The sequence below is a fragment of the Bradyrhizobium sp. USDA 3364 genome (assembly GCF_054056355.1).
The window spans coordinates 7,960,931-7,986,696 of record NZ_JBSRYG010000002.1; the positions used below are offsets into that span (position 1 = coordinate 7,960,931).

The window sequence follows — 25,766 nt, forward strand, 5'->3', positions numbered from 1 at the left end:
TTTCATGCGCCACGCCATCATTGCCCTTGGCGCCTCGTTGGCTGCCCTGCTGACGCCTACCTCCGCCCGGGTCCAGCCTGCTCTGGCAATCACATCGACAACCGTGGAGCTTCCTGCGGGCGATGCGCTGTTTCCGGGTGGATCCAGCGCGGATGCCATCAACAACAACTGCCTGGCCTGTCACTCCGCAGACACATGGTGTTGAACCAGCCTGCCCTCTCCAGGCCCGTCTGGGACTCCGAGGTCCGCAAGATGATCAAGGTCTACAGAGCGCCTATCGACGAGAGCGACGTGCCCGCGATCGTCGACTATCTCGTCAGCACCAAGGGAACGAACTAGCGTCAGGCCTGCGACCAGCCCGAGCTGGCGTTGTCCAGCCAGCGCTCGGTGTCTTCATCCGTCCAGCCGGGAACGGCGAAGCGAGGACGGACGGACAACGCTGCACCCGGAGCTGCCAATTGATGTCGATGGCCCTGCGCACGTGCCGCGGGGGCGACCGGACCGTGCGTTGCCGCGGAGGCGGCGCACGAGATCAGCAGAAGACCAAACGCCAGAAGACAACGCATTGAGATCACCCAAGATCGTTTGCACGATCGATGCGGCGTACGGGACATGCGACCGGATCCTGCGGATCACATCGCGGGAGGCTGGCCACCGAGCTTGGATGGATCGTCATAGCTGGGCGTGTCGTCGTAATAGGTCTGCGGCCGAGTGGCCGCATAGGACTCCCTCGGGACGGCGAAGTCACCCAGCGATGCGGATTGCCCATGATGCGTCACGACCCGATGTCGGGTGTGGGTACCATGCAAGGGAGCCGCGCTCGCACATGCGGTCAGTGAGATCAAAAAGCCTGCAGCTAAAAGAGTACGCATCGAACTTTCTCCAGTTGTTCACTTCCTGGAAGTGATGCGCGTCGTTCGTGATCCCAATCTGCACGGGCTGCACGAAATATCACATTGCTGGCATCATCGCTCGGAGCACCAGCGATCGCCCTTCAAGGCCGCAACGACTCGAACCTGGGCGCGCACAGGAGCTCAGGACAACAATCTGCGCCCGCTATTTCCAGTACTGGGCAGCCAGCGGAACAACGAGTCCGATCAGGACGCCATTTAATCCGATGCCAACTGCGGCGAATGCGGCACCAAGCTCGTTGCGTGCAGCCACCTGCGCGGCCGCGACGCCGCTCCCGGCAATTCCGGCCGCAAGACCGTGGGCCCGCCAATCGTGGATGTTCAGCGCGGTCAACATTTTCCGACCAGCGATCGCCGCTACAATACCGCCAAGGATCGCGAGCGCGGACGTGAGGGCCGGAATGCCGCCGACCTGGCTGGAGACCGCGACCGCAACGGCGTGGTCGCCGCCTTCGGCGCCATCGAGAACGCAACCGCGCGTGAGCCTCCAAGGCGCCACACCAGGCCAATCCCGCTGAGGATCGATGTGACGGAGCCCGCCATCAGTGTAAGCCCTATGCCCAGAAGATTCTCCTTGAGAAGCCGCGCGCTTCGCGCCAGCGGAACGGCCAAGGCGACGGTTGCCGGCCCGAGCAGGAAATTGATGGGCTGGGTTGCCGCAAAGTACACCCTGTAATCGGTCCCGGTCATCACGACGGTGCAAGCCACGAGAATGATGGCCGTGAGCACCGGGCTTGCGAAGCTCGAACCACCGCAGACTCGCTGCAGCGCGTTGCCGAGGGCGTAAGCCGCCAGCGTTACCACGAGCCAGAACACGGGCGTCGCACCAAGCGCAATCCAGAGACGATCGATTGCAACCGTTGACAACCGCCTGACGTCAGTCAACGCGTCTCCGCCCCTGCACGGTGTCCGGCGACCGTCTCGCGGCGCGGCGGCGAATGCTCCAATACATCACCAACCCGGTGGCGGCGAGGCTCAGCAATGTCGATCCGATCAGGCCCGCGGCAATCGGCAGCCATTGCGCCCGCAGCACTCCAGTCTCCGCAATGAGACCAACGCCGGCCGGCACGAATAGTAGCCCCATGTGACGGATCAGGTTTCAGCAGTGTGCTTCACGCCGGCAGTCACCGGCGACTTCGCGGCCGGCCCTTCCCTTCTCAAGACCAGCGCGACGGCCAGGATCGACATGCCGATCATCGGTCCCGGTACGGGGGAGCGCAAGAACCTAGTGAAGCAGATCGCCGGCGAGTTCGCACGCCAGCAGAACAAGAAACGCGGGGACGATCATTTGCTGCGTCGGCGTGCGTGAATTCAACATCCGCGACAGATCGACCCCTCCAGCATTTTTTCAACCCGCGCGTCCTCCATGTCGATGGCAGGGTTCGTGCCGAGCAGCGGCCCCTTCATGGCATGGCCGCTCCCACCGGATGACGGCAGCGCGGTGCCCGCGGAATTCGTTCCCGGCCTGGCGGCACTCGTACCGAGCGCGCCACCCATCGACATGTGCGATCCCATGGATCCGCCCATGCCGCCGCGAGCAAATGCCGTGGTGGCGGAGAGGGTGAGACAAAGTGCGAAGCAAAACAGGGACAACAGTCTCATGATTCGTGTTCCAGACGTTGAGATGACCTGAACTTGAAGTAGGTTCAGGCCCGCTCCGCACCGAGCACGATCGCGAGAGCGATCCTGACAAGGAATACAGACTCGGTACGGCAGACGTCGACGACCTCAGGTGGATTTCGTCGTCTCAGAAGGATGAGACGCGACAATGCGCAGTTCCTGTCACGTAGGCCTGCGAGGGTACCACAACGGCAGATCCCGCCGCGGATGCGGCCACGACGCGCGATTGCCGCCGGACCTGGACAGCACATATTGGCCAGCGTGGAGGATGAACGTCTGCACGCAGCTGGAGCCTTCGCAAGGTTCGGGTGCATTCGGGCACTGGAGGCGTGAATAGTCGAGCCGAACGACGTTTGAGTTATCGTCGTATGTCGCGAAGTAGTGACCTGCTTGAGCGTTGGCGCCGCACTTGGCCAAAACGACCCTCCTGATTCCGGATGGAAGGCGAGCGATCCTTCCGGCACTCATTGGAGGATCAGAGGGGACAACCGGCACCGCATAACCAGGCGATGCCCAAGCCGAGACTGCCATGCAGATCAGTATGAATGGAATTCGTTGCATGTAGCACCTTCGCAGACAGCAGTCCCTCCAGAGGGCATCTCCAATGATTTGATCATCCAAGCTTAAGATTAGGCGGTAGATGCGCTCCGGCAAGGATCATGACAGCGAATTGAGAATCTCTGATCAAGAGCGGTGCGAAGCTACTCGATGCGAACCTGACGTGCATGCGCCGGTCGCAGGCGCGCTGCCGGCACCCACTGCCCGGCCATCGCGCTCCGCTCTCGAAAGTGAATTGGATCCATCGGCTCCGGTGCCTACGTTACCTCGGCAACCGAGCGTCTGGGATTCGAATGCGTAAACATATCTGTGCGACGGCCGCCCTTCTGTTGAGCGGTGGCAGTTGTCTGGCGCAAGTCTCGAGCATGGGCACGACCGCCATGTCCATTCCGACAACCCCGGGAGCGATTGTGTCGTCTCAACTGGCGGGGCCAAGTCCGTTCACGAGCCTGTTCTCGGCCGCGACCATTCCCGGTGCGCCGGCAACCACTCTGGCGTCACCCCCGCTGGCGCAGGACCCGACACTTCCGGGAACGAGCGTGAATTGCGCGCCGACCGAAGTCGAGCTTTCGCCGTCCGTGGAGAGCGTCACTTCCACGAGCAACAGCGTTTCCGCGAGTCCCACGGTGGCGATGAGCGCAGAAATCGCAATGGGCACCATCACCGGCATGTTGGGGCCGACCGCGCCGACAACGGGTGCAAGCTTGCCGGCGGCCATGCCAGTGACCATCGTAGGCACAGTCACCGGCAGCACGACGGGCACCGTCGCACCAGCGTCGATGCTCGGTGGCCCCGCGCCAGGAAGCTCGTGCACGTCGGCGCCCGGGAGCACGTTGACCAATGCTGCGGCCTTGCCAGCCTCCACGCCCGCTGTCCCGCAAGGACCTCCACCGGGAACCATTCGGGCGCCAATGCCCGATGCTGGCACGGCCGAGACCAGCATCAGCCCCGCACCGGACGTCGTGCCAACCCCGAACACGGCGGCATGCAGCGAAAGCATTTCGATGGACCTCGCCAGTCCGGCCCCGACGAATCCCGTCGACACAAGTGGCACTGCAGCCATGCAGGGCAGATCGCCGCCCGCAGGCTGCTAAGCAGAATTCTTGCCAAGGATAAATCGTTCCAAGACAAGCCGCCGAGCAGCTCTCCCGCACTCCTCAACCCTTCTGGCGAACCCGAGCCCGGCCTCAGGCTCGCCGGGCCGGGCGCCTCAGCAAATCTGCGGGTCGTCTCCGTGGTCGCAAATTCCGCCCGGCTGGTCCGAGGGCGCCGCGCTATCGGAGCCAACGGGTGGTACGGACATCCAGGGATGGCCGTCGATACCATCAGCAAACGGAAAGCCGCTCGCATGATGAGCGGCGTGCCGCTCGTGCATGTGGCTCTCTCGTGCGCTTGCGGCCGATGCAAGCATCGCGGTGGCAATCAGTGCCGCCGACAAGATCTTCAACATTGTCATCAATCTCTCCATTCAAACACAGAGCATGTTGGCTCTGTGAGTGAGGTGCGGATTGATGCGGAGATCCGAATGCAAGACTTGCTCACAGCTCCTCAATCAGCCGTGAGCCGTTCACGATCCTCTTTGCTCAGTCAAGGCAGGGTCAGCGAAGGCAATCGATGCCTTCTTGACGGTCGGTGAGTGGCGGTATCGAAGGCATCAGCCAATCGCGAAACCACCCCACATTGAATCCGGCGATCTTCACGCCTGATTCACTGGGTTGACTGACATCGCGGATCGCGGCGGCTCGCTCGCGAGTCCAAAATCGGAGACGGCTGATCACCAAGCCGCGCCGTTGATCGGCCTGTCCTCGAACTGTGAGCCTCCAGCCGCCGACCGCAGCGAACTAGCTCGTCCGCGGCGCGCGAATGGAGACCCGGCTTCCCTCCGTTAGGTTCAGCATCGGGTTGAGAATCACCTGATCACCTGGCTTGACGCCCTGGTGCACCTCGACCTCCGTGCCGAAATCGCGGGCGATCGCGATCTTGCGCATATGAACCACACCGTCATCGACGACTGCAACATGCAGGCCATTTTCGTCGAAGACAACCGCGTCCGCAGGGACGATCATCGACTGCGTCTTGCGTGGAATGAACAGCTCCACGGTGCAATAGATGCCCGGCTGAAGCGCACCGTCCGGATTGGGCACGTCGATCTCGGTCAGCAACGTGCGACTCCCGGGCTGCAACGCAGTGGCGATCCGCGTGACCTTTCCCGGAAACGCCCGCCCTGGAATTTCCGGAACCCGGATGACGGCATCAACACCCGGCTGGACGCCGAACGCCTCGTCCTGGGGCACGAAAACCTGGGTGCGGATGACGTTCGCATGCATCAGCGTGAACATGAATGTCGAACCGGCCTGCACGAGGCTGCCATTGTCGATGTTGCGCTGGGTGATCACGCCGTCGAACGGAGCCACCACGCGCTGATAGGCCTTGTCCTGCTGCAGAACCTTGATCTGGGCTTGCTGAGCCGCGATGTTCGACTTCGCCACTGCCTCGGCCGCCTGCTGTGCGCGCAGCGTCAGGCGGTCATTGTCGCCCTGCTGGGCGGTCAGCCATCCCTGCTTGACGAGACCGCTGTCGCGCGCGTTGGTGACCTCGGCGAGTTCGCGGCTCGCCTGCGTCTGCTGCAGGGTTCCTTGGGTCTGCGCCAGCGTGGCCTGGGCCTGCGCGACCTGGTGGTCGAGCTCGGGCGCGACGATCTCGGCCAGCAGCGCTCCTGCCTTCACCCGATCGCCGATATCGACGTAGCGCTTTTCGACGTAACCGCTGGTCCTGGCAAATATGTTCGCAGCCTCGAAGGCGGCTGTTGTCGCGGGCAAAGTAACGTTTATCTTGCTGTCGCTGGCGCGGACACTTGCGACCCGAACTTCGGGCACAAACCTGCGCGCTTGTTCGGACGTCGCGGCCACGTCACGCCCGGCCTGATAGTGACGCCAGCCACCCAAGGCGAGCCCTCCGACGAGCAAGACCAGCGCAGCCGAGCCGAACACGGCTGCTCCGGATCGCCGACCGGGCCTGTCCTCGGTCTTCAGGGAACGTCCGTTCGCATCGCCCGACCGATCGAGGTCGTGGAGCGTCTGGTCGGGCCGCACATCTATCTCTGTCATGCCTGCGATTCCTCGAACACACCATGCTGCGGTTTTCCATCATTCCCCTTGCGCAGCATGGCAAACAGATAAGGGACGATGAGCAGGGTTGTCGGCGTTGCAAACAGCAGTCCGCCGATCACGGCGCGCGCGAGTGCCGCGTTCTGCTCCTCGCCGGCACCGCCGATCGCCATCGGGATCATGCCGACGATCATCGCGGCAGCCGTCATCAGCACCGGCCGGATCCGAGTGCGACCGGCGCTCAGTGCCGCCTCAAAGGCGCAATACCCCTTCAGCTGCTGCTCGCGCGCAAAGGTCACCAGCAGGATGGAGTTCGCCGACGCAACACCGACGGACATGATTGCACCCATCAGTGACGGGACATTGAGCGTGGTCCCGGTGATGAACAGCATGGTCACGATGCCGCAAAGCGTCGCGGGCAAAGCCAGGATGACCACGAAGGGCTCACCAAAGCTCTGGTAGTTCACGACCATCAGCAGGTAGACGAAGACTGCCGCGAACACGAGGCCGATGCCGAGATCCCGAAACGAGTCGTTCATGCTCTGGATCTGGCCGAGGACCTGGATCGAATTGCCGGGCTTCAATTCCTTCTGCAACTCGGCAGTGACCCTGCCGATCTCAGCCGCGACGCTGCCGAGATCGCGTCCCTGCACGCTGGCATAGACCTCGTAGACCGGCTGGACGTTGCTCTGATTGGCGTTGGTCGGCACCGTATCGCGCTTGAAGGTCGCGACGTTGCTGAGCATGCCCGGCACCGTCTGGCCACTCGCGGCGAGCGACGTCGATACCGGCGTGTTGGCGAGCGCATTGAGCGAATTGACCTTGTATTCCGGTGTCTGCACGGCGAGGTAGTAAGGAATGCCGGAGCTCAGATCCGTCCAGAAATTCGGCGACACCTGCACCGACGAGCTGAGGCTGACATTGATGTTGGTCGCGACCGTGCTGGCGTTCAGGCCGAGCTGAGCGGCACGGGTCCTGTCGATATCCGCATAGAACGCCGGACCGTCGATTTCCTGCTGGAGATGGGCATCGACGACACCCGGAATGGCGGCCAGCCGCTTCTGAAGCTCATTGGCGACCGCCAGATTGTTGGCTCCATAGCCGACAGTCCGAACGTCGATCTGCGCCGGCAGTCCGAAGTTCAATATCTGCGTGACGATGTCGGCGGCCTGGAAATAGAAAGTGTCCTCCGGGAACGACGCCGGCAGGACCTGACGCAGCTTCTTGACGTACTGCGCAGTCGGCTTGTGACCATCCCGGAGCGAGACCAGGATGACGCCGTCATTGATGCCGATGGTCGAGCCGTCGGCGAAGGCCAGGTTATACGCCCGCGCGGGCAGTCCGATATTGTCGACGATGAGCGAACGATCCTTCTCGGGAATGACTTCGCGGATCTTGTCTTCAACCTTCTGGAATATGGCCTCCGTACTCTCGATCCGAGTTCCCGCCGGCGCGCGGACATGGAGCTGGATCTGGCCACCGTCGATCAATGGGAAGAAGTCCCTTCCCACCAGGCTCAGCATCACCGCGCCCAGGCCGAGCATCAGGATCGCAGCAATCGGCACGACCGCGCGGCGTCGAAGCAGCAATCCGAGAAGCCGGGAATAACCGTCACGCAGCCGCTCGAAGCTGCGCTCGAAAGCGTTGGACAGGCGCGAGAACAGCCCGCCGGAGACTTCGCCGTGGACATGCCGGCGCTCGCCCTTCAGCAGCAGCCCAATCGTGATCGGCGTCAGCGTCCGCGACAGCCCGTAGGACGCAAGCATCGCGAACACGACGGCGAGGCCCAGCGGCGTAAACAGGTATTTGGCTGGCCCCTCGAGGAACACCACCGACGTGAACACGCAACTGATGGCGAGGGTGGACACCAGCGTGGGTACCGCGATCTCGGCCGCGCCATGCAGGGTTGCGTCCGCGAGCGACATGCCCTTCTCCGTCCACAGCCGGTGAGTGTTCTCGATCGTGACGGTCGAATCGTCGACCAGGATTCCGACGGCGAGAGCGAGGCCGCCCAGCGTCATTGTGTTCAGCGTTTCCCCGAGGAAGTAGAGCACGACAAGCGACGACAGGATCGCCAGCGGGATTGAAATCATCACCACCAGGGTCGAACGCCACGAGCCCAGGAACAGGAGGATCATCATGGCGGTCAACCCCGCCGCGATCGCTCCTTCCCGGAGCACGCCATTCATCGAATTCGTGACAAAGACCGACTGGTCGAATAGCTCCGTGATCTTGAGCCCGGGAGGAGCGGCAGCGCGAACCGAAGTCAGCGCCTTTTTCACGCCGTTGACGACTGCCAGCGTCGAGGCATTGCCATTCTTGATGATGCTGAGAAGCACCGAGCGACGACCGTCCTCGCGGACGATGTTCTGCTGCACCATCGAGCCATCGCGCACCTGGGCAACGTCCTTCAGCAGAATGGTGGCGCCGTTCGAGAACTTGACCGGGATCTTGTTGAGGTCGTCGATCGTCGCCGGCGTCGCATTGGTACGCACCGTGTATTGGATATCTCCCATCTTCGCGGTGCCGGAAGGCAGCGTAAGATTCTGAGTGTTGACCGCGTTGACGATATCGAGCGGCGTCAGGCCTCGGGACAGGAGCTTGTCGGGATCGATGTCCACCATGATCTGGCGGTATTTGCCGCCGGCCGGTGTGGGCAGAGTGACGCCGGGAACCGGCGCAAGCTGCTGCCGGACGCGATAGATGCCGAAGTCATAGAGTTGCTGCTCGTTGAGACTGTCCGAGTTCAGGGCGAGTTGCAGCACGGGAACGCTCGACGCATTGAACTGCACGACGATCGGCGGCTGGATGCCCGGCGGCATCAACGCACGAATCGAGTTGGTGGCGGAGACGATCTGCGCGATAGCCAGGTCGAGATTGACGTCGGGCTGGAAGTAGATCTTCTGCACAGACAGACCGTTGAGGGTCTGCGACTCCATGTTCTTGATGCCATTGACATTGGCGCTGATGGAATACTGGCTGTATGTGCTGACGCGCTGCTCCATCTCCGGCGTAGACAGCCCGGTATACTGCCAGATGACAGTCACCACCGGGATGCGTATCTCCGGAAAGATGTCCGTCGGCATCGACCACAACGCCGCACCACCCAGGAACAGGATCAGAGCCGCCACCACGTAGAAGGTGTGCGGAAACCTCAACGCAAATCGGACGATTCCCATTCAAAACCCCTGCGCGCCTGCCGGCTCAAAACGCTCGGCAAGACACCGCGTCGATCGGCCAGCCGCTTCAATCAAGTTGGAATTCGGTCGCGCAAAGATGAAATGACGAAGCCATCGCGCAATTTCACCTTTTGGTCAGGCATCGCGCAGCCGTGATCGGCCGCGGCTCCCGCTCACGTCGAGACGAGCCTGCGCTAACCAGCGCACAGGCCCGATGCTCGTGCGCCTCACGCAGCCATTCCGTCGCCGGCCGCCCGGGCTCCTTGTATCGTCGCGCGCTTGACTTTGGCGAATGCAGACGTCTCGATCTGCCGCACCCGTTCGCTCGAGATCGACAGTTCGCAACCGAGCTGGTCAAGGGTCAATGGAGGCTCTGCGAGCCGTCTCGCCTCGAACACGCGCCGCTCACGCTCGGTCAAGACCTCCAGTGCGGAACGCAGCGCCGCCGACCGGCGGGTCGTCTCGTCATGCTTCGCGACGATCTCCTCCGCATCAGGGGCGTCATCGACAAGCGTCGCTTCCCACTCCGTCGACCGATCGCCGTCGCCGATACGGGTATTCAGGGACAGATCGCCACCGAGCCGGCTATCCATTTCGATCACGTCGCGGACGGTCACCTCGAGCTTGTCCGCAATGGCCTGGGCAACCTCCGGCGTCAGCGCCGTAGTCTCGCCAGCGAGCTTCCTCATTTCGCCGCGCAGCCGGAAGAAGAGTTTCTTCTGCGCTGCCGTCGTGCCGATCTTGACCAGAGACCACGAGCGCAAGATGAATTCGTGGACGGTCGCCTTGATCCACCACACGGCATAGCTCGAAAACCGCGCGCCGTGTCCGGGTTCAAAACGGGACGCTGCAATCACGAGCCCAAGATTGGCTTCCGCGATCAGGTCGGCGATGGGAAGACCGTACCCCTTGTAGCCGCGCGCCACCTTGGCGGCGAGGCGAAGATGGCTCGTAACCAGTTCATCGGTCGCGCTTCTGTCGCGCCGCTCCTGCCAGCGCCGCGCGAGCTGTTGCTCCCGGCTGCGCTCGAGCAGGTCGAAGCGCCTGATGGCTGCGGAATAGGCGAGAATGCCAGCCGACTGCAGTGCTGGCAGTCCGGTGACATTGGCGGTGGCCTTTTGAACCTGCATTTGCTGCTCCTACGTTGGGTCCGGCACCTCAACTGTAGGAAGACCGCAGACCGGGCGGCCACTAAATTGGGCTTAAGAAATCTGAATTCGGGTTTAACCGGCGTTGACGGCGTCTCGCTCGCCGAACCTTAAAACCATTTTTAATTGAGCTGATCGATCGCCCCTGGCATCTTCAAGGCAGCAACACGCATTCGTCTGCGTGATACCGACCACATTAGCTTGCCACGGAGTTCGATGTGCCGTCCTTTTCCCGCGGATTCGTGCGCAGACGCGCTATCTCGCTAGCGACCAGCCTAACGGTCATGGCGACATCATTTGCTCTCGCGCAGGACCCGAAGCCTGGTTCCGAAGCCCGCACGGTGAAGGATGCGGACGAGCAGCAGTTTCTGTTCGATATCGAACTTGCGATGAGCAACATCAGCCGCAGCATGCTGATGACGCCGGCGGACGACATCGATCGCGATTTCGTCAGTGTGATGGTCCTTCACCATCAGGGCACGATCGATATGGCGAGCGCGGAGATCAAGTACGGCCACAACGGCGAACTCCGGCAGCTCGCCAGGAAAATGGTGAGCCAGCAGAAGCAGGAAATCTCCTCCCTTCGTCACGCGCTGCCGGCCGCCGTCAATTTGATGCCGTCGACCGGCGCAGAGGCTGCCGCGCGCGCATCGAATTGATGGCATCTCGCCACATCGTGAAGACCTGACAGCATTGTTCATCCGGAGCGATTCAAGATGTCCGTTCAGATCCATGATCCCCTTCGGCAATTGCTGGCGCGCCCCACCCCGGGCGGCAACGAGGCGGGACGTTCAGCGTCCGTTGCCGGAGGCCGCCTGTCGACCCTTCCGCCGGCGGCCGCCGAAATAGAATCCAGAGATCAAGTCGTTCGGTCGCTGCTTGAGGCCCTGAAGGTCGCTACGCACAACAATGATCGTCAATGCATGGAGGCACTTCGGCTCGCGATCGCGGCCAGGCAGTTTGGTCTGGGGCCTGCCGAGGAGCAATCGACCAGGGCCGATCAGGCCACGGTTCGCGGCCGCCATGTCCAGGGGCTGCAGAAATGGCGGCTCAAACGTGTCGTCGACTACATCGATGCCAGCATATCGTCGAAGATGACCTCGCGCGATCTGGCTGCGGTCGCAGGACTTAGCCGTATGCACTTCGCCTCTCAATTTCGCGTGGCGACGGGCCTGCGCCCGCACGAATTCCTGCTGCAGCGGCGTATTCGACGCGCCGCGGAACTGATGAGGGACACCACGATGCCGATCATGGAGATCGCGCTCACGGTCGGCTTCCAGACCCAAGCCCACTTTACGACCGTCTTCAAACGGTTCACGGGATGCACGCCCCGGAGCTGGCGGGTCGGCAATCACATGTCGCCACGGTCCGAGTTCGGGCTGGCCGCCACAGAACTCCCCTGACGGCACCGCCCGATCTGCCATGTAAGCCAGTCGACGGCAGCCGGAACCAATGGCGTCGATTTCGAGGCTTGCCTGTAGGATGACCGCGCCGTTGCCGGCAGCGGGCGGAGACGTCAGGCCACGGCCTGGTGAACGCCGAACCGTCTCTCGAACTCGGGAACATTCACGATCCCCCGGCGGTGGGTTCCAGCACCGATCTTTCCAAGATCATTCCACGCCTCGATCTCGAAGAGGAGGCTCTTTGCGCCGAAGCTTTTGACCCGCGCAAGCGCGCGTACCCGGCCGCCGATCGGCGTGGCCGCCAGATGCCGGATATCGACCGACATGCCGACGCTGACGTAGCCCGGCGGCAGAGCGGCTGCGACCGCGAGGCCAGCGGCCATTTCCATATGCAGGATCATCATCGGGGTCGCATAGACTTGTGGCATGCCCGGAACGAAATGCCCGACCGTCATATCGGAGGTGACCACAATCGACACGGCGGCAGCCATGCCGATGGTGATATTCGTGCTCGGCTTCATCGGTCTCAACTCCTGTGATCGCTTCAGTCCCGTCACGCGGGCTCGTCAATGACGTTGGCGCCAACGCGCTCGATCCGGACCGGGATACCCTTGGAAGACGGCGTAAAGCTGAGGGGATCGTGCGCATAGAGTGGCACCAGCGGATTGGTCTCCGGGTAGTAGGCGGCGCAGCAACCGTTCGGGAACGAATATCCGACCACGCGAAAATTGCGCACCCGCCGCTCTCGACCGTCCGTCGACACGGTCACCAGATCGACGCGATCGCCGTCCGCGAGCCCGCGCTTGTCCAGTTCGAACTGATTGAGGAACACAATGTCGCGCTGGCCGTAGACGCCCCGATAGCGATCGGACAGCGAATACAGCGTCGTATTGTACTGATCATGGCTGCGAATTGTGCTCAGCCAGAGCGTCTCCGGATGATCGTCGTCCGGATCTTCGCCGAGGCCCTCGAAGATCAGAAAATTTGCCTTGCCGCTGGACGTCGCCCAGATCCGCTCGCGCGCGGTCGAGACCAGATGGAAGCCGCCGGGCACGCGAATTCGTGCGTTGTAGGCCTGAAATATCGGCAACACGACCTCGATCGCCTCGCGAATAAGATCGTAGTCGGCGACGAAGCCGTCCCAGTCGACGACGGAGGACTGCCCCAGAGCCGCCCGGGCCATGCCGGCGACGATCGCGGGTTCGCTCAGAAGATGCTCGGAGGCAGGCTGGTTACGACCGGCCGACGCGTGCACCATCGACATGGAGTCCTCCACGGTGATCGACTGAGCCCCGGTCGCCTGGATGTCAATCTCCGTGCGGCCAAGGCAGGGCAGGATCAGGGCATCGCGCCCGTGGATCAGGTGACTGCGGTTGAGCTTGGTCGAGATGTGGACCGTGAGATTGAGCCGCCTGATTGCATCTTGCGTCAGCTGCCAATCGGGAATTGCGGCAGCAAAGTTGCCGCCCATCGCGATGAACACTTTCGCGTCACCGCGAATCATCGCTTCAAGCGCCGTGACGACATTGTGACCGTGCGCACGAGGCGCCTTGAAACCAAACCGGGATTCCAGCCGATCGAGAAACTCACCGGACGGTGTCTCGGTGATGCCGACCGTACGATCCCCTTGCACGTTCGAATGGCCGCGGACCGGGCAGATGCCGGCGCCTTCACGGCCGATATGGCCGCGAAGAAGAGCGAGATTGGCCAATTGCTGAACGTTTTGTGCGCCGCGCCGATGCTGGGTAATGCCCATGCCATAGACGATGATCGCCCGCTCGGCTTTCATGTAGGCTCGCGCGGCATATTCGATCTCTTCGCGGCGCAGCCCCGAATAACGCTCGATATCAGGCCATTGCGTGGCCCTCAGGTCACTTGCCAGTTCATCAAGGCCGTGGGTGTGTTCACGGATGAAATCCCAGTCCAGAACGGCCTGATCGCCGCTCGCCCGCGCCAAAGCGTCTTCATCGACCAGGACCTTCATGAGACCTTTGATCACTGCGACGTCGCCGCCGACACGCACCTGGTGGAGCCGTGAGCTGATCTGCGTCGAGCCCAACGTCGCCATCTCGACCGGGCTCTGCGGGGCCTGAAAGCGTTCCAGTGCGCGTTCACGGAAGGGATTGAACGAGATGATCGAAGCGCCACGGCGGGCGGCATCACGCAAATTGCTCATCATGCGCGGGCTGTTGGTGCCGGGATTCTGGCCAAAGATGAAAATGCAATCGGCCTTGTCGAAATCCTCCAGCAAGACCGTGCCCTTGCCCACGCCGATGGACTGCGGCAAGCCGACGCTCGTTGCCTCGTGGCACATGTTCGAGCAGTCGGGGAAATTGTTGGTGCCGTACTCGCGCACGAAGAGTTGATACAGAAAGGCGGCTTCGTTCGAAGTGCGGCCGGACGTGTAGAACTCCGCCATGTTCGGATCTGGCAGCGCCCTCAGATGGCGACCGATGATCGAGAATGCCTCGTTCCAGCTCACCGGGAGGTAGCTGTCCGTCGCTCCATCATAGGCCATCGGATGCGTGAGGCGGCCTACCATCTCGAGATCATAGTCACTCCAGGTGGCAAGTTCTGCCACCGAGTGCTCGGCGAAGAACTCCGGCGTGCAACGCTTGGCGGTCGCCTCCCACGCTACAGCCTTCGCACCATTCTCGCAGAACTCGAACGACGAGGTGTGTTTCGGATCGGGCCAGGCGCACCCGGGACAGTCGAACCCTTCGGGCTGATTCATGCATCGGAGCGTAGACGCTCCCTTGAACGGAATCCGCTGCTCGATCAGATGTTCGCTGAGCGCCTTGAGTGCACCCCACCCACCGGCCGGATGATGATAGGGGTGAATTGCCTTCCGTTCCGACATCGCAAGAACCTCTGCGGGTACCGATGCAGAACATTTGCAATTCCGGTCGCCGACTTTCTTTCAAGAATGCCGGTTCGTGGCGACGCGCCAGACCGGAGACGTCGTAGTGCATTCTCGAAAAGCCGACGTCCTCTCTGGATTGGCACTTATCGGCGCTTTCCTAACTCCATGGAGAGAGACCGCTGTTGACTGCTCCGCGGTGCAATCCTCCTGGAGATGCGATCATGATTTCGAGACGAAACCTGCTGGCGGCCTCGGCAATGGGCGCGGCAATGACTGTGTCCGCGGCGAAGGCCGGCTCCTTCGGCAATCCGGACGAGCCGCCCCAGGGCGCCATCAACGCGAAGGGCCCGGGAAATCTCCGCGATCCGGGTCCGCAGAGTGAGGTTCTGGGCAATCAATTTCCTTCCGCGCAATCTCCCCCGGCGACCGATGTCGGCGGCATGCCGACACCGTGGGCCTCCTTCAACAACGCGCCGAAGCGCATCCAGAATGGCGGATGGGCGCGCCAGGTCACAGTTGCCGATTTTGCCATTTCCAAGGAGATCTCCGGCGTCAATATGCGCCTGACCGCCGGCGGCATCCGCGAACTGCATTGGCACCAGGCCGCCGAGTGGGCCATCATGACCTATGGCACCTGCCGTGTGACGGTGCTCGATGCACACGGTCGTCCCTATGTCGCGGACGTCAAGGAAGGCGATCTCTGGTACTTCCCGCCGGGAGCGCCGCATTCACTGCAGGGCTTGGGTCCGGATGGATGCGAATTCGTGATCTGCTTCGATGACGGGCATGCCGACGAATTCAACACCTTGCTCGTCTCGGACTGGTTCGCTCACACACCCCCCGAGATCCTGGCCAAGAACTTCGGCGTTCCGGCTGACACATTCGCCAGGATCCCGCTGCACAATCTCTGGATCTTCCAGGGCACCGTGCCCGGCGACCTCGCCGGCGACCGCGCCGCCATCCAGAAAGATGCCCCCGTCGCCACTCATCCTTTCATCTTCCCGCTCGGATCCTCCAGTCCGTTCAAATCGTCCGATACTGGAAGCATCCAGATCGCCGATAGCAGCAATTTCAAGGTTTCAACGGCAGTGTCGGCCGCACTGGTCACAGTTCGTCCCGGCGGCATCAGGGAGATGCACTGGCACCCCAATGCGGACGAGTGGCAGTATTATCTCAAGGGCAAGGCGCGCATGACCGTGTTTGACACCGGCCCGAACGCGCTGACCATGGACTTCAATGCCGGCGACATCGGCTATGTCCGGCGCAACCTCGGGCACTATGTCGAGAACGTCGGCGACACCGATCTACAATTCATCGGCGTGTTCCGGGCCCCGCACTACGAGGAAGTCTCCCTCTCCAACTGGCTCGCGCATACGCCGTCGAAGCTCGTGGCGCAACATCTCAATGTCGACGACGCCACGATCGCGAGTTGGCCCGACAATGCGCCGGGTGTGATGCCGAAGCGGTAGATAAAGCATTTCGCACAATCGGTTCGTGAATTCCGAACAGCTGCAAGCCATGGATTCTCCCGTATTCGCCCCCGGGTCGACGCTGGCCAATATCGACGGACTTTTGGCCGGTTTCGATGGACCTCTCGCATTGTGGCCAACCGGCATGACTTTTAATTCTGCGTTCATAGATGCAGAGATCCGCAGACGTCTCGATCGATATCGACAGCTTCGATCGCGCGAAACGCCGACGCTGACGGCGCCGTCGCTTCCCAAGCCGGGCCTTCGGACCCTGGCCCGTCGAGACCGATTGTGAGGTCCTGCCTCTTGGTCCCAGAGCACACTCATCACCCACCTATTGACCAGCATTCTGCCAACACCGATCTCACAGGAGAACCCTAATGAACGACAAGACTGGAAGACCGTATCTGACGCACGCATCCGGAGCGCCGGTCACGGATAACGTCAACATACAGACGGCCGGGCCGCGTGGACCGGCGTTGCTGCAGGATGTCTGGCTGATCGAGAAGCTCGCGCATTTCGACCGGGAAGTCATTCCTGAGCGGCGAATGCACGCCAAGGGCTCGGGCGCTCACGGCACGTTCACGGTCACCCACGACATCACCCGCTACACCAAGGCCGGGATCTTCTCCGAGGTTGGCAAGCAGACGCCGATGTTCGCGCGGTTCTCGACGGTAGCGGGCGAGCGCGGCGCGGCGGACGCCGAACGTGACATCCGCGGGTTCTCGCTCAAGTTCTATACGGAAGAAGGCAACTGGGACATGGTCGGCAACAACACGCCGGTCTTCTTCTTCCGCGATCCGCTGCGCTTTCCCGATCTGAACCACGCCATCAAGCGCGACCCCTATACGGGCATGCGGAGCGCCGACAACAACTGGGACTTCTGGACGCTGCTTCCCGAGGCGCTGCACCAGGTCACCGTCGTCATGAGCGAGCGCGGCATCCCGAGGAGCTACCGCCATATGCATGGCTTCGGTAGTCACACCTACAGCCTGCTCAACGCGAACAATGAGCGCGTCTGGGTGAAGTTTCACTTCCGTACCCAGCAGGGTATTCAGAACCTGACCGACGCAGAAGCGCAGTCACTCGTCGGCAAGGATCGCGAAAGCCACCAGCGAGACCTGTTCGGCAGCATCGAGCAAGGCGAATTTCCGCGCTGGACCCTGTGCATTCAGGTGATGACGGACGAGCAGGCGACGAAATTTGCCTACAATCCGTTCGATCTCACCAAGGTCTGGCCGAAGGCCGACTATCCGCTCATCGAGGTGGGCTATTTCGAGCTCAATCGGAATCCCGAAAACGTCTTTGCCGAGGTCGAGCAGGCAGCGTTCTCACCCGCCAATATCGTGCCGGGTATCGGTTACTCGCCGGACAAGATGCTCCAGGCGCGCTTGTTCTCCTATGGAGACGCGCAGCGCTACCGGCTCGGTGTCAACCATCACCACATTCCGGTCAACGCACCGAAATGCCCGTTCCATAGCTATCACCGCGACGGTGCAATGCGGACTGACGGCAATCTCGGCCGTACCCCGACGTACTGGCCAAACAGCCGCGGCGAATGGACCGACCGGCCCCAGTTGAACGAGCCGCCTCTCGAGATCACCGGCGCTGCCGCGCACTGGGACCACCGGGTGGATGACGATCACTGGCAGCAGCCGGGAAATCTCTTCCGGAAGATGACCTCGGCGCAGAAGCAGACGCTGTTCGACAACACCGCACGCCAGGTGGGCCAGGCCGCAAGGCACATCCAGGAACGCCACGTCGCCAACTGCGCAAAGGCGGACCCCGCTTACGGCAAGGGAGTCGCCGACGCCCTCGCCAGGTTCACCGAGGGCAAGCTCTAGCCATCGTCAGAAGGCGGCGAGACCTCGCTTGGACGCATACCCGCGCCGATCTGCGCGGGCACAGCGAGGCACCGCTCCCTTCGCGCTTCGCGTCCGGTGGGGATGGTCCCAGGAGGAGTCCGATGATGTTCGACTATATTGGCAGCTTTGAACACGCAATCAATGCTCTCAAGTACGAGCAACGATATCGCGTGTTCGTCGATCTGGAACGCCGAGCGGGACAATTTCCCCATGCCGTTTGGAATGGACCGGACGGCAAGCAGGACGTCGTCGTCTGGTGCTCGAACGACTACCTTGGCATGGGTCAGCATCCGAAAGTCATCGAAGCGATGTGCCGAGCCGCGCGCAACATGGGAGCGGGCGCAGGAGGCACCCGCAACATCTCGGGGACAAATCGTGCACTCGTCGAACTGGAGGACGAAATCGCCGACTTGCACGGCAAGCAGGCCGCGCTCGTCTTTACATCGGGTTATGTCTCGAACCAGACAGGCATCGCGACGCTTGCGAAGCTTCTCCCGGACTGTCTTATCCTGTCCGACGCGCTCAATCACAACTCCATGATCGAGGGGGTGCGCGCGGCCGGTTGTGCCAAGGAAATCTGGCGGCACAACGACATCGAGCACCTGGAGCAGTTGCTCTCACGCGCGGCGCCGAACCGCCCCAAGCTGGTCGTCTTCGAAAGCGTCTACTCCATGGATGGAGACGTCGCGCCGATCAAGCAGATTTGCGATCTCGCAGATCGTTACGGGGCAATGACGTATCTCGATGAGGTGCACGCGGTCGGGATGTACGGCCCACGCGGTGCCGGCATCGCCGAACGCGATGGCATCATGGATCGGGTTGACATTGTCGAAGGGACGCTCGCCAAAGCCTTCGGTACGCTCGGCGGCTATATTGCCCGGGCGAAGCGCCATCATCGATGCAGTGCGATCCCATGCGCCGGGATTCATCTTCACGACCGCGCTGCCGCCGGCCGTTGCTGCCGCAGCGAGAGCGTCGATAGCCCACCTCAAAGCATCGCGCTGCGAGCGCGACGCGCAGCGCATGTCCGTAGCAGCCACCAAATCCGCTCTGCGCAAAGCCGGCTTGCCCGTGATGCCAACCGAAACGCACATCGTGCCGGTCATGGTAGGGGATCCCGAGCTATGCAGGCGGGCGAGCGAGCTTTTGCTCCACCAATGCGGCATCTATATCCAGCCGATCAATTATCCGACCGTCCCAAGGCGCACCGAACGACTGCGAATTACACCGACGCCGGCACATGATGCTCGGCTGGTCGAACAGTTGGTCGACTCCATGGTCTGGGTCTGGCGGGAACTCGGTCTTCCTCTCGCAAAGCGGCATCAGCCTTCGGAGCGCCCCGGATTGACATTAGCCGCGGCAGGTTACTGAGCGCCGCCGAAATCATCGCAAGTACGGCCTCCTTAACCGCGGAGCCGCCGTGCCATATTGCCTGGCGCGGAATCAGTCTATGAGGACCTGCGTATGACCATTCTGCACTCCGACGCCGGTGGGCGGACGAGCCCACGGAAGATCGGGGTGCTGTTGAGCAATCCCAGTACTCCGGGGGGGACCGACCGAGTTCCTGCCCGATCGATTCGCGCGGGCCTGCTCGGAAACACAAGCTGCGATGTCGTCGTCGAGTGTGGGATGCGATACGGAAATCCGTCCCTGAAAGCCGCCATCGAGCGCCTGGAGGCGAAAGGATGCGATCGAACCCTCTTCGTGCCGCTCTATCCGCAGTATTCGGCCGCCACCAGCGCAACCGCATGCGACAAGCCCTTCGAGGTCCTTGCATCCGTGCGGCATCAGTCGGCGTTGCGCATAGCCGCGCCGTATTTCGAAGAAGCGGCCTATATCGATGCAATCGCGGACTCAGTGACCGAGGATCTGCTTAGCGCCGCCCTCGAGCCCGACGTTATCGTCGCGTCGTTTCATGGCATGCCGCTTGACACCCGGCTGATGCAACCACGATGTGCGGAGCATAGCGCGACGATCACCGGGATAGCACAGCCAAGCTAGTGATAACTCCAAACATTACAATCCAGGTGATGATCAGGTCCATGGGCATGTTCAATCGTTTTCGGTTCATCCGGTCCAGCGAAGGCGGCTTCAGACTCCGCCCTCCATGTGTCGGGGTCACACGGTCTCAAATGCAGGTAGGCAGCCACATGCTGCTCGACCGTGCACAATTGTGAGAGCGACGCAGAGAAGACTTCGCCCTGATCAATGATGTCCCTCCGCGCCCCCGACCTTGCCTTTGAACACCCGATATCCGATCGCGACATACAGCACCATCAACGGGAAAACGAAGAGGCCTTCGCCCCAGAACATGAAGGCGAGACTGGCGTGAGGCGCCGCCGCTTCGTCGATCGTGATCGCAAACGGAATCATGTAAGGCCAGAAGGACAGTGCCAGCGTTCCAAACGCCGCGACGAAGATGATGGCGACGGCAGCGAACGGCCAGCGATCGTCACGATGCAGGATGCTGCTGGCCAGCACGGCCGCGGCCACGGCTCCGACGGCTGGAAATACAAACATATAAGGCCGGTCGAGCCAGCGATGCATGATCGGAAAGTTCTCGATCAGGGCATGCGCGAAGACGACGATCAGAAACGCCAGGACGGCAAGCGCGAGCCCGGGAATCTGGCGGTGAGCCGTATCACGGACGCCCGACCGGCACTTCTGCACCAGCCAGCTGGCGCCCAGAAGAGCATAGCCCGAACACAACCCGATGCCGCACAACAGCGAGAACGGGCTCAGCCAGCCCAAGGCACCGCCGACATAGACCCCGTCGGTGAACTTCAAGCCCTGCACCAGGGCTCCGACCGTCACGCCTTGCATGAAACTCGCGGCGAACGACCCGCCCACGAAGCTTACGTCCCAGATCCAGCGAAACTCCCGCGCCGCCCTGTGGCGGAACTCGAAGGCAACGCCGCGCAGGATCAACCCAAGCAACATGATGATGACCGGCAGATAGAAGGCCGACAGCAGCGTGGCATAGACAAGTGGAAACGCGCCCCACAGGATGACGCCGGCGACGACAAGCCAAGTCTCATTGCCATCCCAGACCGGCGCGACAGTGTCGAGCATCGTATCGCGATCCGCCTCGCTGCCGGCGAAACCAAACAACATGCCAACCCCGAGATCGAACCCGTCGAGCAGCAAATAGATCAATATGCTGATGGCCAAAAGAGCAACCCAGAACAAGACCATCTCTATTCTCCCGCGCTCCGGTAACCTGGTTGAATGAGCTCCGGGTCGGCGAGCGACATCGGGCGGTTTGGAGAGGCGCCGTGCGGCGGCTCGACGACGAGGCGCGTCGGACCGGTGCGCAAAAGCCGATAGATGTAGAATGTGCCAAAGGAGAAGATGAAGAGATAAATCGCTCCGAACAGCACGAGCGAGGTCAGCGCCGCCGGCGCAGTCAGGAACGGCGTTACGGCGTCCGCAGTTCGCAGCAAGCCGTAGATCGCCCAGGGCTGTCGTCCCACCTCGGCAACATACCAGCCGGTCAGAATGGCGATGAACGGAAGCGGGAAGCTGAGAAAGATTGCCCAAAGCATGATTCGGTTTCGGCGCAGACGCCGTTTGATGCTCAGATAGGACCCGAACCACGCAATCGCGAGCATGATCAGCCCGCAGCCAACCATAATGCGGAAGGTTACGAACGGTATCAGCACCGGCGGGCGATCCTGCGGCGCGAAATCGGCCAATCCCACCTCCTTCGAGGTCAGGTTCGAGCTGGCGATGACGCTTCCGAGGATCGGCACCTTGATCTCGTATTTGTTGCTTTCTGTCGCCGGGTCGGGAAGCCCGATCAGCACTTCGCTCGCAGGCTGCTCGTCATGCCAGCGCCCCTCGATGGCCGCGAACTTTGCCGGCTGGTAGTCGTGAACGTAGTCGCCGACCAGGTGACCGAACACGAGCTGGACCGGGATTAGAATCGCTGCGAGGAACAGTCCCATCCGCAGCATCACCCTGGTCTCAGCGTAGTGGTCGCCGCGCAACACGTACCATGCGCCGGTCGCAGCAACGCAGAATGCACCCGTGAGATAGGCCGCCAGCAGCATGTGCGGAAAGCGCGACCATACGACCGAATTGAAAATGATCTTCGTCCAATCGTCCGGTACGAAGTAGCCGTTCTGGAGGACATAACCGACCGGTACCTGCATCCAGCTATTGTTGGTCATGATCCAGAAGGCGGATAATGTGGTCCCGAGCGACACCATCGCGGTGGAAAACAGATAGAACCTTGGCGGCACTCGCTTGCGTCCGAACACGAGGACTCCGAAGAAGCTGGCCTCCAGCATGAACGCCGTGAAGGTCTCGTAGGAGAGAAGCGGACCCTGGATAGGTCCCGACATCTTCGCCAGAACGCTCCAGTTCGTTCCGAACTGGAACCCCATGACGACTCCCGAGACGACGCCCATACCGAAGGCGACGCCGAAGATCTTGAGCCAAAACTCGAACAGCGACTGATAGACGGGACGGCCCGTTCGCATATGCATCGCTTCGAGGACCGTCAACCAGGCCGCAAGACCGATGGTGAAGGCAGGGAAGATGATATGAAACGAAATGGTGAAGCCGAACTGTATCCGCGACAGCAGAAGCGCCGTTGCATCCATGTGAGAATCCTTTCCCCTCACGGGCCTCGCGTTGATCCCGCCCTTTGTGCAGGTAGGGATCGCTTCACCACGGCCTTTTCCGGCGCGCATGGATTTTGCGCATTTGCACGCGAGATCCGGCCGAAGCTGCAGCATGATCCCGTATGGCGAGCAGCCTTCACGCTGCGATCGTCGGGCAGTCGGAAAAGATGAGGCGATCGGGATGGGTAAAGATCTCATATCCGTCCGCACGGGCGACCGCGATCAGCGTGATGCCTGCCTGGTCGGCCGTTTCGACTGCGAGCGAGGTCGGTGCCGAGACCGCGACGAGGACAGGAGCGCCGATCCGCGCGGTCTTCTGCACCATCTCAACCGACACGCGGCTTGTCAGAAGGATCGCGCCGCCTCCCCGAGCCATGTTTTCCCGCATCAGTGCACCGGCGAGCTTGTCGAGTGCGTTGTGACGGCCGACATCCTCCCGCACCAGACCTATGCCCGTGTGCGGTTGCCAGAAGGCTGCGGCATGCACGCTCCGTTTCTTCTGATTGAGTTCTTGCAGCGGCGCGAGCGCGCTCATGGCGTTCAACAGGTCGCGTGCACGAAAGGTCGCCGTGCTTGATACCGGCCGTGGCGTGGGACAGGCTTGCTCCAGGCTTTCGATTCCGCATAATCCGCAGCCGACCGGACCGATCATGGCCCGGCGACGCGCCGAGAGTTCGTCCGCCCGGTATCGGTCCAGCCACATTCGAAGCTCTATTCCGAGGTTGCTCTCCACGATCTCGATGCTGGCAATCTCGCCCCTCTGCTCGATGACGCCCTCGGTCAGGGCAAAACCAACCCCGAAATCCTCGAGATCGGCCGGCGTAGCCATCATCACTGCGTTGGTAGATCCGCCGAAGGTGAGCGCAATCGCCCTCTCCTCGGCTACATATCTCGATGACAGCGTGGGGTTTCCACCGCGCCAGAGAAGTTTCGCGCGCTGCTGAAGCGAACTATCGGCGATCATGACCGCTCCTTCGAGGTACCGTACCAGTTCAGATAGCCGCGCCTCCCGACAGACGTTTTCGTACCGCGATCCCATTTTCTTGATCGCACGGCAGCGCTTGCGGGCAATCGATTCGCGCTGCTGCGTGCGAATTCGAAAGATCGTTCGGTGGTCGACGACGATATCGGAGGCAAGCCCAATCAGGCCGTAGGGCCGCGCCGACGCCATTCCGGGCTTAACGACAGCCAACTCAATGCATGGAGCGTGCGAGCATGACCAAGCCGGAAAGTCCTGGTGCCGGTGCACTCAGACGACCTATTCACCCGATCCTGGTGCCATTCCCGGTCGCCTACTTCGCGGCGGCATTTGCGACCGACCTGGCCTATTGGAGAACCGCCGAGGTGATGTGGTACCGGTTTTCCGTCTGGCTGATCGCGGGAGGACTGGTCATGGCCGCCCTCGTCGCGCTGGCCGCGGTGGTCGATCTCTTTCGTAACCAAAGACCGGCATGGATCCGCGCGCTGGCCTATGCGGCCGCGGTCGCGCTGTCCATTCTCAATGTCCTTGTCCATAGCCGGGACGGCTATACCGCCGTCGTTCCCACGGGGCTGACCCTCTCGGGTGCCGTCCTCGTCGTTCTGCTTTTCGCGATGTCCTCCGGCTGGGCGTTGACGCATCGCTATCGCATCGGAGCAAAGGCATGACCGAAGTCAAGACGAGTTTGCCGCGGATTGCCGCCATCATGGCCGCTGTTGCCGGGTTGGGTCTGGCCGGCTGCAACGATAACGGAGGTGACCCAAGGCTCCAGATCGGCGCAAATCCCGAGCTGCCGCCGCTGCAACAATATCTGCTGCCACCGATCCGGATTGCGACACCGGTGGGGTGGGGGTCCGAGACCCCCAAGGTCCCGCAGGGACTGCAGGTCCATGCGCTTGCCGCAGGGCTGCAGCACCCGCGATCGGTTTACGTCCTGCCGAACGGCGACGTGCTGGTCGTCGAGAGCAACGGTCCAAAGGCGCCGGTTTTCCGTCCCAAGGATCTGATCACCGGCGTGGTGCAGTTGTTCGCCGGCGCCAAGGCGAAGGACGCCAACCGAATTACGTTGCTCCGCGACACCAATGGCGACGGCATTCCCGACATGCGCACGGTGTTTCTCGATCACCTCAATTCTCCGTTCGGCGTCGCGCTGGTTGGCAACGATCTCTATGTCGCGAACACGGACGCGATCATGCGCTATCCGTATCAGGACGGACAGACCAGCATCACCGCCAAGGGCACCAAGCTGACCGATCTGCCGGGTGGCCCGATCGATCATCACTGGACCAAGAGCCTCCTGGCCAGCCCGGACGGATCCAAGCTCTACGTCGGCGTCGGATCGAACAGCAATGTCGGAGAGAACGGCCTGCAGGCGGAGTATGAGCGCGCCGCCATCTGGGAGGTCGACCGCGCTACCGGTGCACATCGCATATTCGCAAGCGGTGTGCGCAACCCGACAGGCCTGCAGTGGGAACCGACGACCGGCAAGCTTTGGGCGATTGCCAACGAACGCGACGAAATCGGACCCGACCTGGTGCCGGACTATCTCACCTCGGTGAAAGACGGAGGCTTCTACGGCTGGCCGTATAGCTACTATGGCCGGCATCTCGATCCGCGCGTTCAACCGCAACGGCCCGATCTCGTTGCCAAAGCGACCGTGCCGGACTATGCGCTCAGCTCCCACGTGGCTCCCTTGGGGTTTGCCATGTCCTCCGGTCACAATCTGCCCGCTAACTATCAGGCCGGCGCCTTCGTCGGAGAACATGGCAGCTGGGATCGAACGCCGCTCAATGGCTATAAGGTCGTTTTCGTACCCTTCAAGGATGGCAAGCCTTCCGGCCCGGCGCAGGATGTCGTCACCGGCTTCCTTGATGCGAACAACCACACCCATGGCAGACCTGTCGGCCTCGCCATGGATCGCAGTGGTGCACTGCTGGTTGCCGACGACGTCGGCAACGCGGTGTGGCGCGTCTCATCGGCTGACGTCTCGGCTACGCCGAAGCCGGCTTCGTAGCGATCAAAACCAAAGTGCGATC

22 protein-coding genes and 2 pseudogenes are annotated in these 25,766 nt (G+C 61.9%); 11 read left to right on the forward strand and 13 right to left on the reverse strand.

The features are described from left to right. The first annotated feature begins 4 nt into the window (after positions 1 to 4). Positions 5 to 205: a hypothetical protein gene (locus ACVILL_RS37610; RefSeq protein ID WP_456733644.1), complete on the forward strand. Its 201-nt coding sequence runs from the start codon at positions 5 to 7 to the stop codon at positions 203 to 205. Beyond that, positions 202 to 339: a hypothetical protein gene (locus ACVILL_RS37615; RefSeq protein WP_456733645.1), complete on the forward strand. Its 138-nt coding sequence runs from the start codon at positions 202 to 204 to the stop codon at positions 337 to 339. The genes ACVILL_RS37610 and ACVILL_RS37615 overlap by 4 nt, the downstream gene beginning before the upstream one ends. 717 nt (positions 340 to 1,056) lie before the next feature. On the opposite strand, the pseudogene ACVILL_RS37620 reads toward ACVILL_RS37615, so the two are convergent. Further along, positions 1,057 to 1,727, reverse strand: a pseudogene (locus ACVILL_RS37620) (LrgB family protein). 61 nt (positions 1,728 to 1,788) lie between these two features. Then, complete coding sequence (locus tag ACVILL_RS37625; RefSeq protein ID WP_456733646.1) at positions 1,789 to 1,995, reverse strand: CidA/LrgA family protein; 207 nt, start codon at positions 1,993 to 1,995, stop codon at positions 1,789 to 1,791. Here ACVILL_RS37625 and ACVILL_RS37630 point away from each other — a divergent pair, their 5' ends adjacent. Next, the gene (locus ACVILL_RS37630; RefSeq protein ID WP_456733647.1) at positions 1,996 to 2,220 is read left to right on the forward strand and encodes a hypothetical protein; all 225 of its coding nucleotides are present in this window, start codon (positions 1,996 to 1,998) and stop codon (positions 2,218 to 2,220) included. It abuts the gene before it with no gap. A gap of 2 nt (positions 2,221 to 2,222) precedes the next feature. On the opposite strand, the gene ACVILL_RS37635 is transcribed toward ACVILL_RS37630, so the two are convergent. From ACVILL_RS37635 to rpoH, 6 genes are all read right to left on the reverse strand, one after another. Continuing rightward, positions 2,223 to 2,513 (reverse strand): hypothetical protein, encoded by a 291-nt coding sequence (locus tag ACVILL_RS37635; protein WP_456733648.1) that lies wholly within the window; start codon positions 2,511 to 2,513, stop codon positions 2,223 to 2,225. 994 nt (positions 2,514 to 3,507) lie between these two features. Further along, on the reverse strand, positions 3,508 to 3,954 hold the full coding sequence (locus ACVILL_RS37640; RefSeq protein WP_456733649.1) for a hypothetical protein: 447 nt from the start codon (positions 3,952 to 3,954) through the stop codon (positions 3,508 to 3,510). 345 nt (positions 3,955 to 4,299) lie between these two features. Then, complete coding sequence (locus tag ACVILL_RS37645) at positions 4,300 to 4,545, reverse strand: hypothetical protein (protein ID WP_456733650.1); 246 nt, start codon at positions 4,543 to 4,545, stop codon at positions 4,300 to 4,302. Between the two features lie 385 nt (positions 4,546 to 4,930). Then, positions 4,931 to 6,079, reverse strand: a complete 1,149-nt coding sequence (locus tag ACVILL_RS37650) for an efflux RND transporter periplasmic adaptor subunit (protein WP_456733651.1) — start codon at positions 6,077 to 6,079, stop codon at positions 4,931 to 4,933. Between the two features lie 113 nt (positions 6,080 to 6,192). Next, positions 6,193 to 9,375, reverse strand: coding sequence for an efflux RND transporter permease subunit (locus ACVILL_RS37655; RefSeq protein ID WP_456733652.1), 3,183 nt, complete (start codon positions 9,373 to 9,375; stop codon positions 6,193 to 6,195). A gap of 227 nt (positions 9,376 to 9,602) precedes the next feature. Then, the gene (rpoH, locus tag ACVILL_RS37660; RefSeq protein ID WP_456733653.1) at positions 9,603 to 10,505 is read right to left on the reverse strand and encodes an RNA polymerase sigma factor RpoH; all 903 of its coding nucleotides are present in this window, start codon (positions 10,503 to 10,505) and stop codon (positions 9,603 to 9,605) included. A 302-nt stretch (positions 10,506 to 10,807) separates the two neighbouring features. Between rpoH and ACVILL_RS37665 the strand changes: the two genes are divergently transcribed. Next, positions 10,808 to 11,182, forward strand: a complete 375-nt coding sequence (locus ACVILL_RS37665) for a DUF305 domain-containing protein (RefSeq protein WP_456733654.1) — start codon at positions 10,808 to 10,810, stop codon at positions 11,180 to 11,182. Between the two features lie 57 nt (positions 11,183 to 11,239). Continuing rightward, a complete protein-coding gene (locus ACVILL_RS37670) occupies positions 11,240 to 11,926 on the forward strand; it encodes a helix-turn-helix transcriptional regulator (protein WP_456733655.1) in 687 nt (228 codons plus the stop codon). A gap of 113 nt (positions 11,927 to 12,039) precedes the next feature. Here ACVILL_RS37670 and ACVILL_RS37675 read toward each other — a convergent pair whose 3' ends face one another. Then, positions 12,040 to 12,447 (reverse strand): thioesterase family protein, encoded by a 408-nt coding sequence (locus ACVILL_RS37675; RefSeq protein ID WP_456733656.1) that lies wholly within the window; start codon positions 12,445 to 12,447, stop codon positions 12,040 to 12,042. 32 nt (positions 12,448 to 12,479) lie between these two features. Beyond that, the gene (locus ACVILL_RS37680) at positions 12,480 to 14,786 is read right to left on the reverse strand and encodes an FdhF/YdeP family oxidoreductase (RefSeq protein ID WP_456733657.1); all 2,307 of its coding nucleotides are present in this window, start codon (positions 14,784 to 14,786) and stop codon (positions 12,480 to 12,482) included. A 224-nt stretch (positions 14,787 to 15,010) separates the two neighbouring features. Between ACVILL_RS37680 and ACVILL_RS37685 the strand changes: the two genes are divergently transcribed. The 4 genes and pseudogenes from ACVILL_RS37685 to ACVILL_RS37700 all read left to right on the forward strand — a co-directional run bounded on the left by ACVILL_RS37685 (position 15,011) and on the right by ACVILL_RS37700 (position 20,124). Then, on the forward strand, positions 15,011 to 16,258 hold the full coding sequence (locus tag ACVILL_RS37685; protein ID WP_456733658.1) for a cupin domain-containing protein: 1,248 nt from the start codon (positions 15,011 to 15,013) through the stop codon (positions 16,256 to 16,258). 380 nt (positions 16,259 to 16,638) lie between these two features. After that, positions 16,639 to 18,102, forward strand: coding sequence for a catalase (locus ACVILL_RS37690; RefSeq protein WP_456733659.1), 1,464 nt, complete (start codon positions 16,639 to 16,641; stop codon positions 18,100 to 18,102). Between the two features lie 125 nt (positions 18,103 to 18,227). Beyond that, positions 18,228 to 19,494, forward strand: a pseudogene (hemA, locus tag ACVILL_RS37695) (5-aminolevulinate synthase). A 93-nt stretch (positions 19,495 to 19,587) separates the two neighbouring features. Next, entirely contained in the window at positions 19,588 to 20,124 is a 537-nt protein-coding gene (locus ACVILL_RS37700) for a ferrochelatase (RefSeq protein WP_456733660.1), read from the forward strand. Between the two features lie 204 nt (positions 20,125 to 20,328). Here the strand turns inward: ACVILL_RS37700 and cydB are convergent, their stop codons facing one another. The 3 genes from cydB to fdhD form a co-directional block, all read right to left on the reverse strand. Beyond that, positions 20,329 to 21,318: a cytochrome d ubiquinol oxidase subunit II gene (cydB, locus tag ACVILL_RS37705; RefSeq protein WP_456733661.1), complete on the reverse strand. Its 990-nt coding sequence runs from the start codon at positions 21,316 to 21,318 to the stop codon at positions 20,329 to 20,331. A 2-nt stretch (positions 21,319 to 21,320) separates the two neighbouring features. Next, positions 21,321 to 22,730 carry a cytochrome ubiquinol oxidase subunit I gene (locus ACVILL_RS37710; RefSeq protein WP_456733662.1) on the reverse strand — a complete coding sequence of 470 codons (1,410 nt, stop codon included), beginning with the start codon at positions 22,728 to 22,730 and terminating at the stop codon, positions 21,321 to 21,323. 157 nt (positions 22,731 to 22,887) lie between these two features. Then, on the reverse strand, positions 22,888 to 23,715 hold the full coding sequence (fdhD, locus tag ACVILL_RS37715) for a formate dehydrogenase accessory sulfurtransferase FdhD (RefSeq protein WP_456734451.1): 828 nt from the start codon (positions 23,713 to 23,715) through the stop codon (positions 22,888 to 22,890). Positions 23,716 to 23,966: 251 nt separating this feature from the next. Here fdhD and ACVILL_RS37720 point away from each other — a divergent pair, with 251 nt between their 5' ends. Both ACVILL_RS37720 and ACVILL_RS37725 read left to right on the forward strand, forming a co-directional pair. Beyond that, on the forward strand, positions 23,967 to 24,398 hold the full coding sequence (locus ACVILL_RS37720; RefSeq protein WP_456733663.1) for a DUF2231 domain-containing protein: 432 nt from the start codon (positions 23,967 to 23,969) through the stop codon (positions 24,396 to 24,398). Continuing rightward, positions 24,395 to 25,744, forward strand: a complete 1,350-nt coding sequence (locus ACVILL_RS37725) for a PQQ-dependent sugar dehydrogenase (RefSeq protein ID WP_456733664.1) — start codon at positions 24,395 to 24,397, stop codon at positions 25,742 to 25,744. Before ACVILL_RS37720 ends, ACVILL_RS37725 begins: the two co-directional genes overlap by 4 nt. Positions 25,745 to 25,766: the final 22 nt, after the last annotated feature.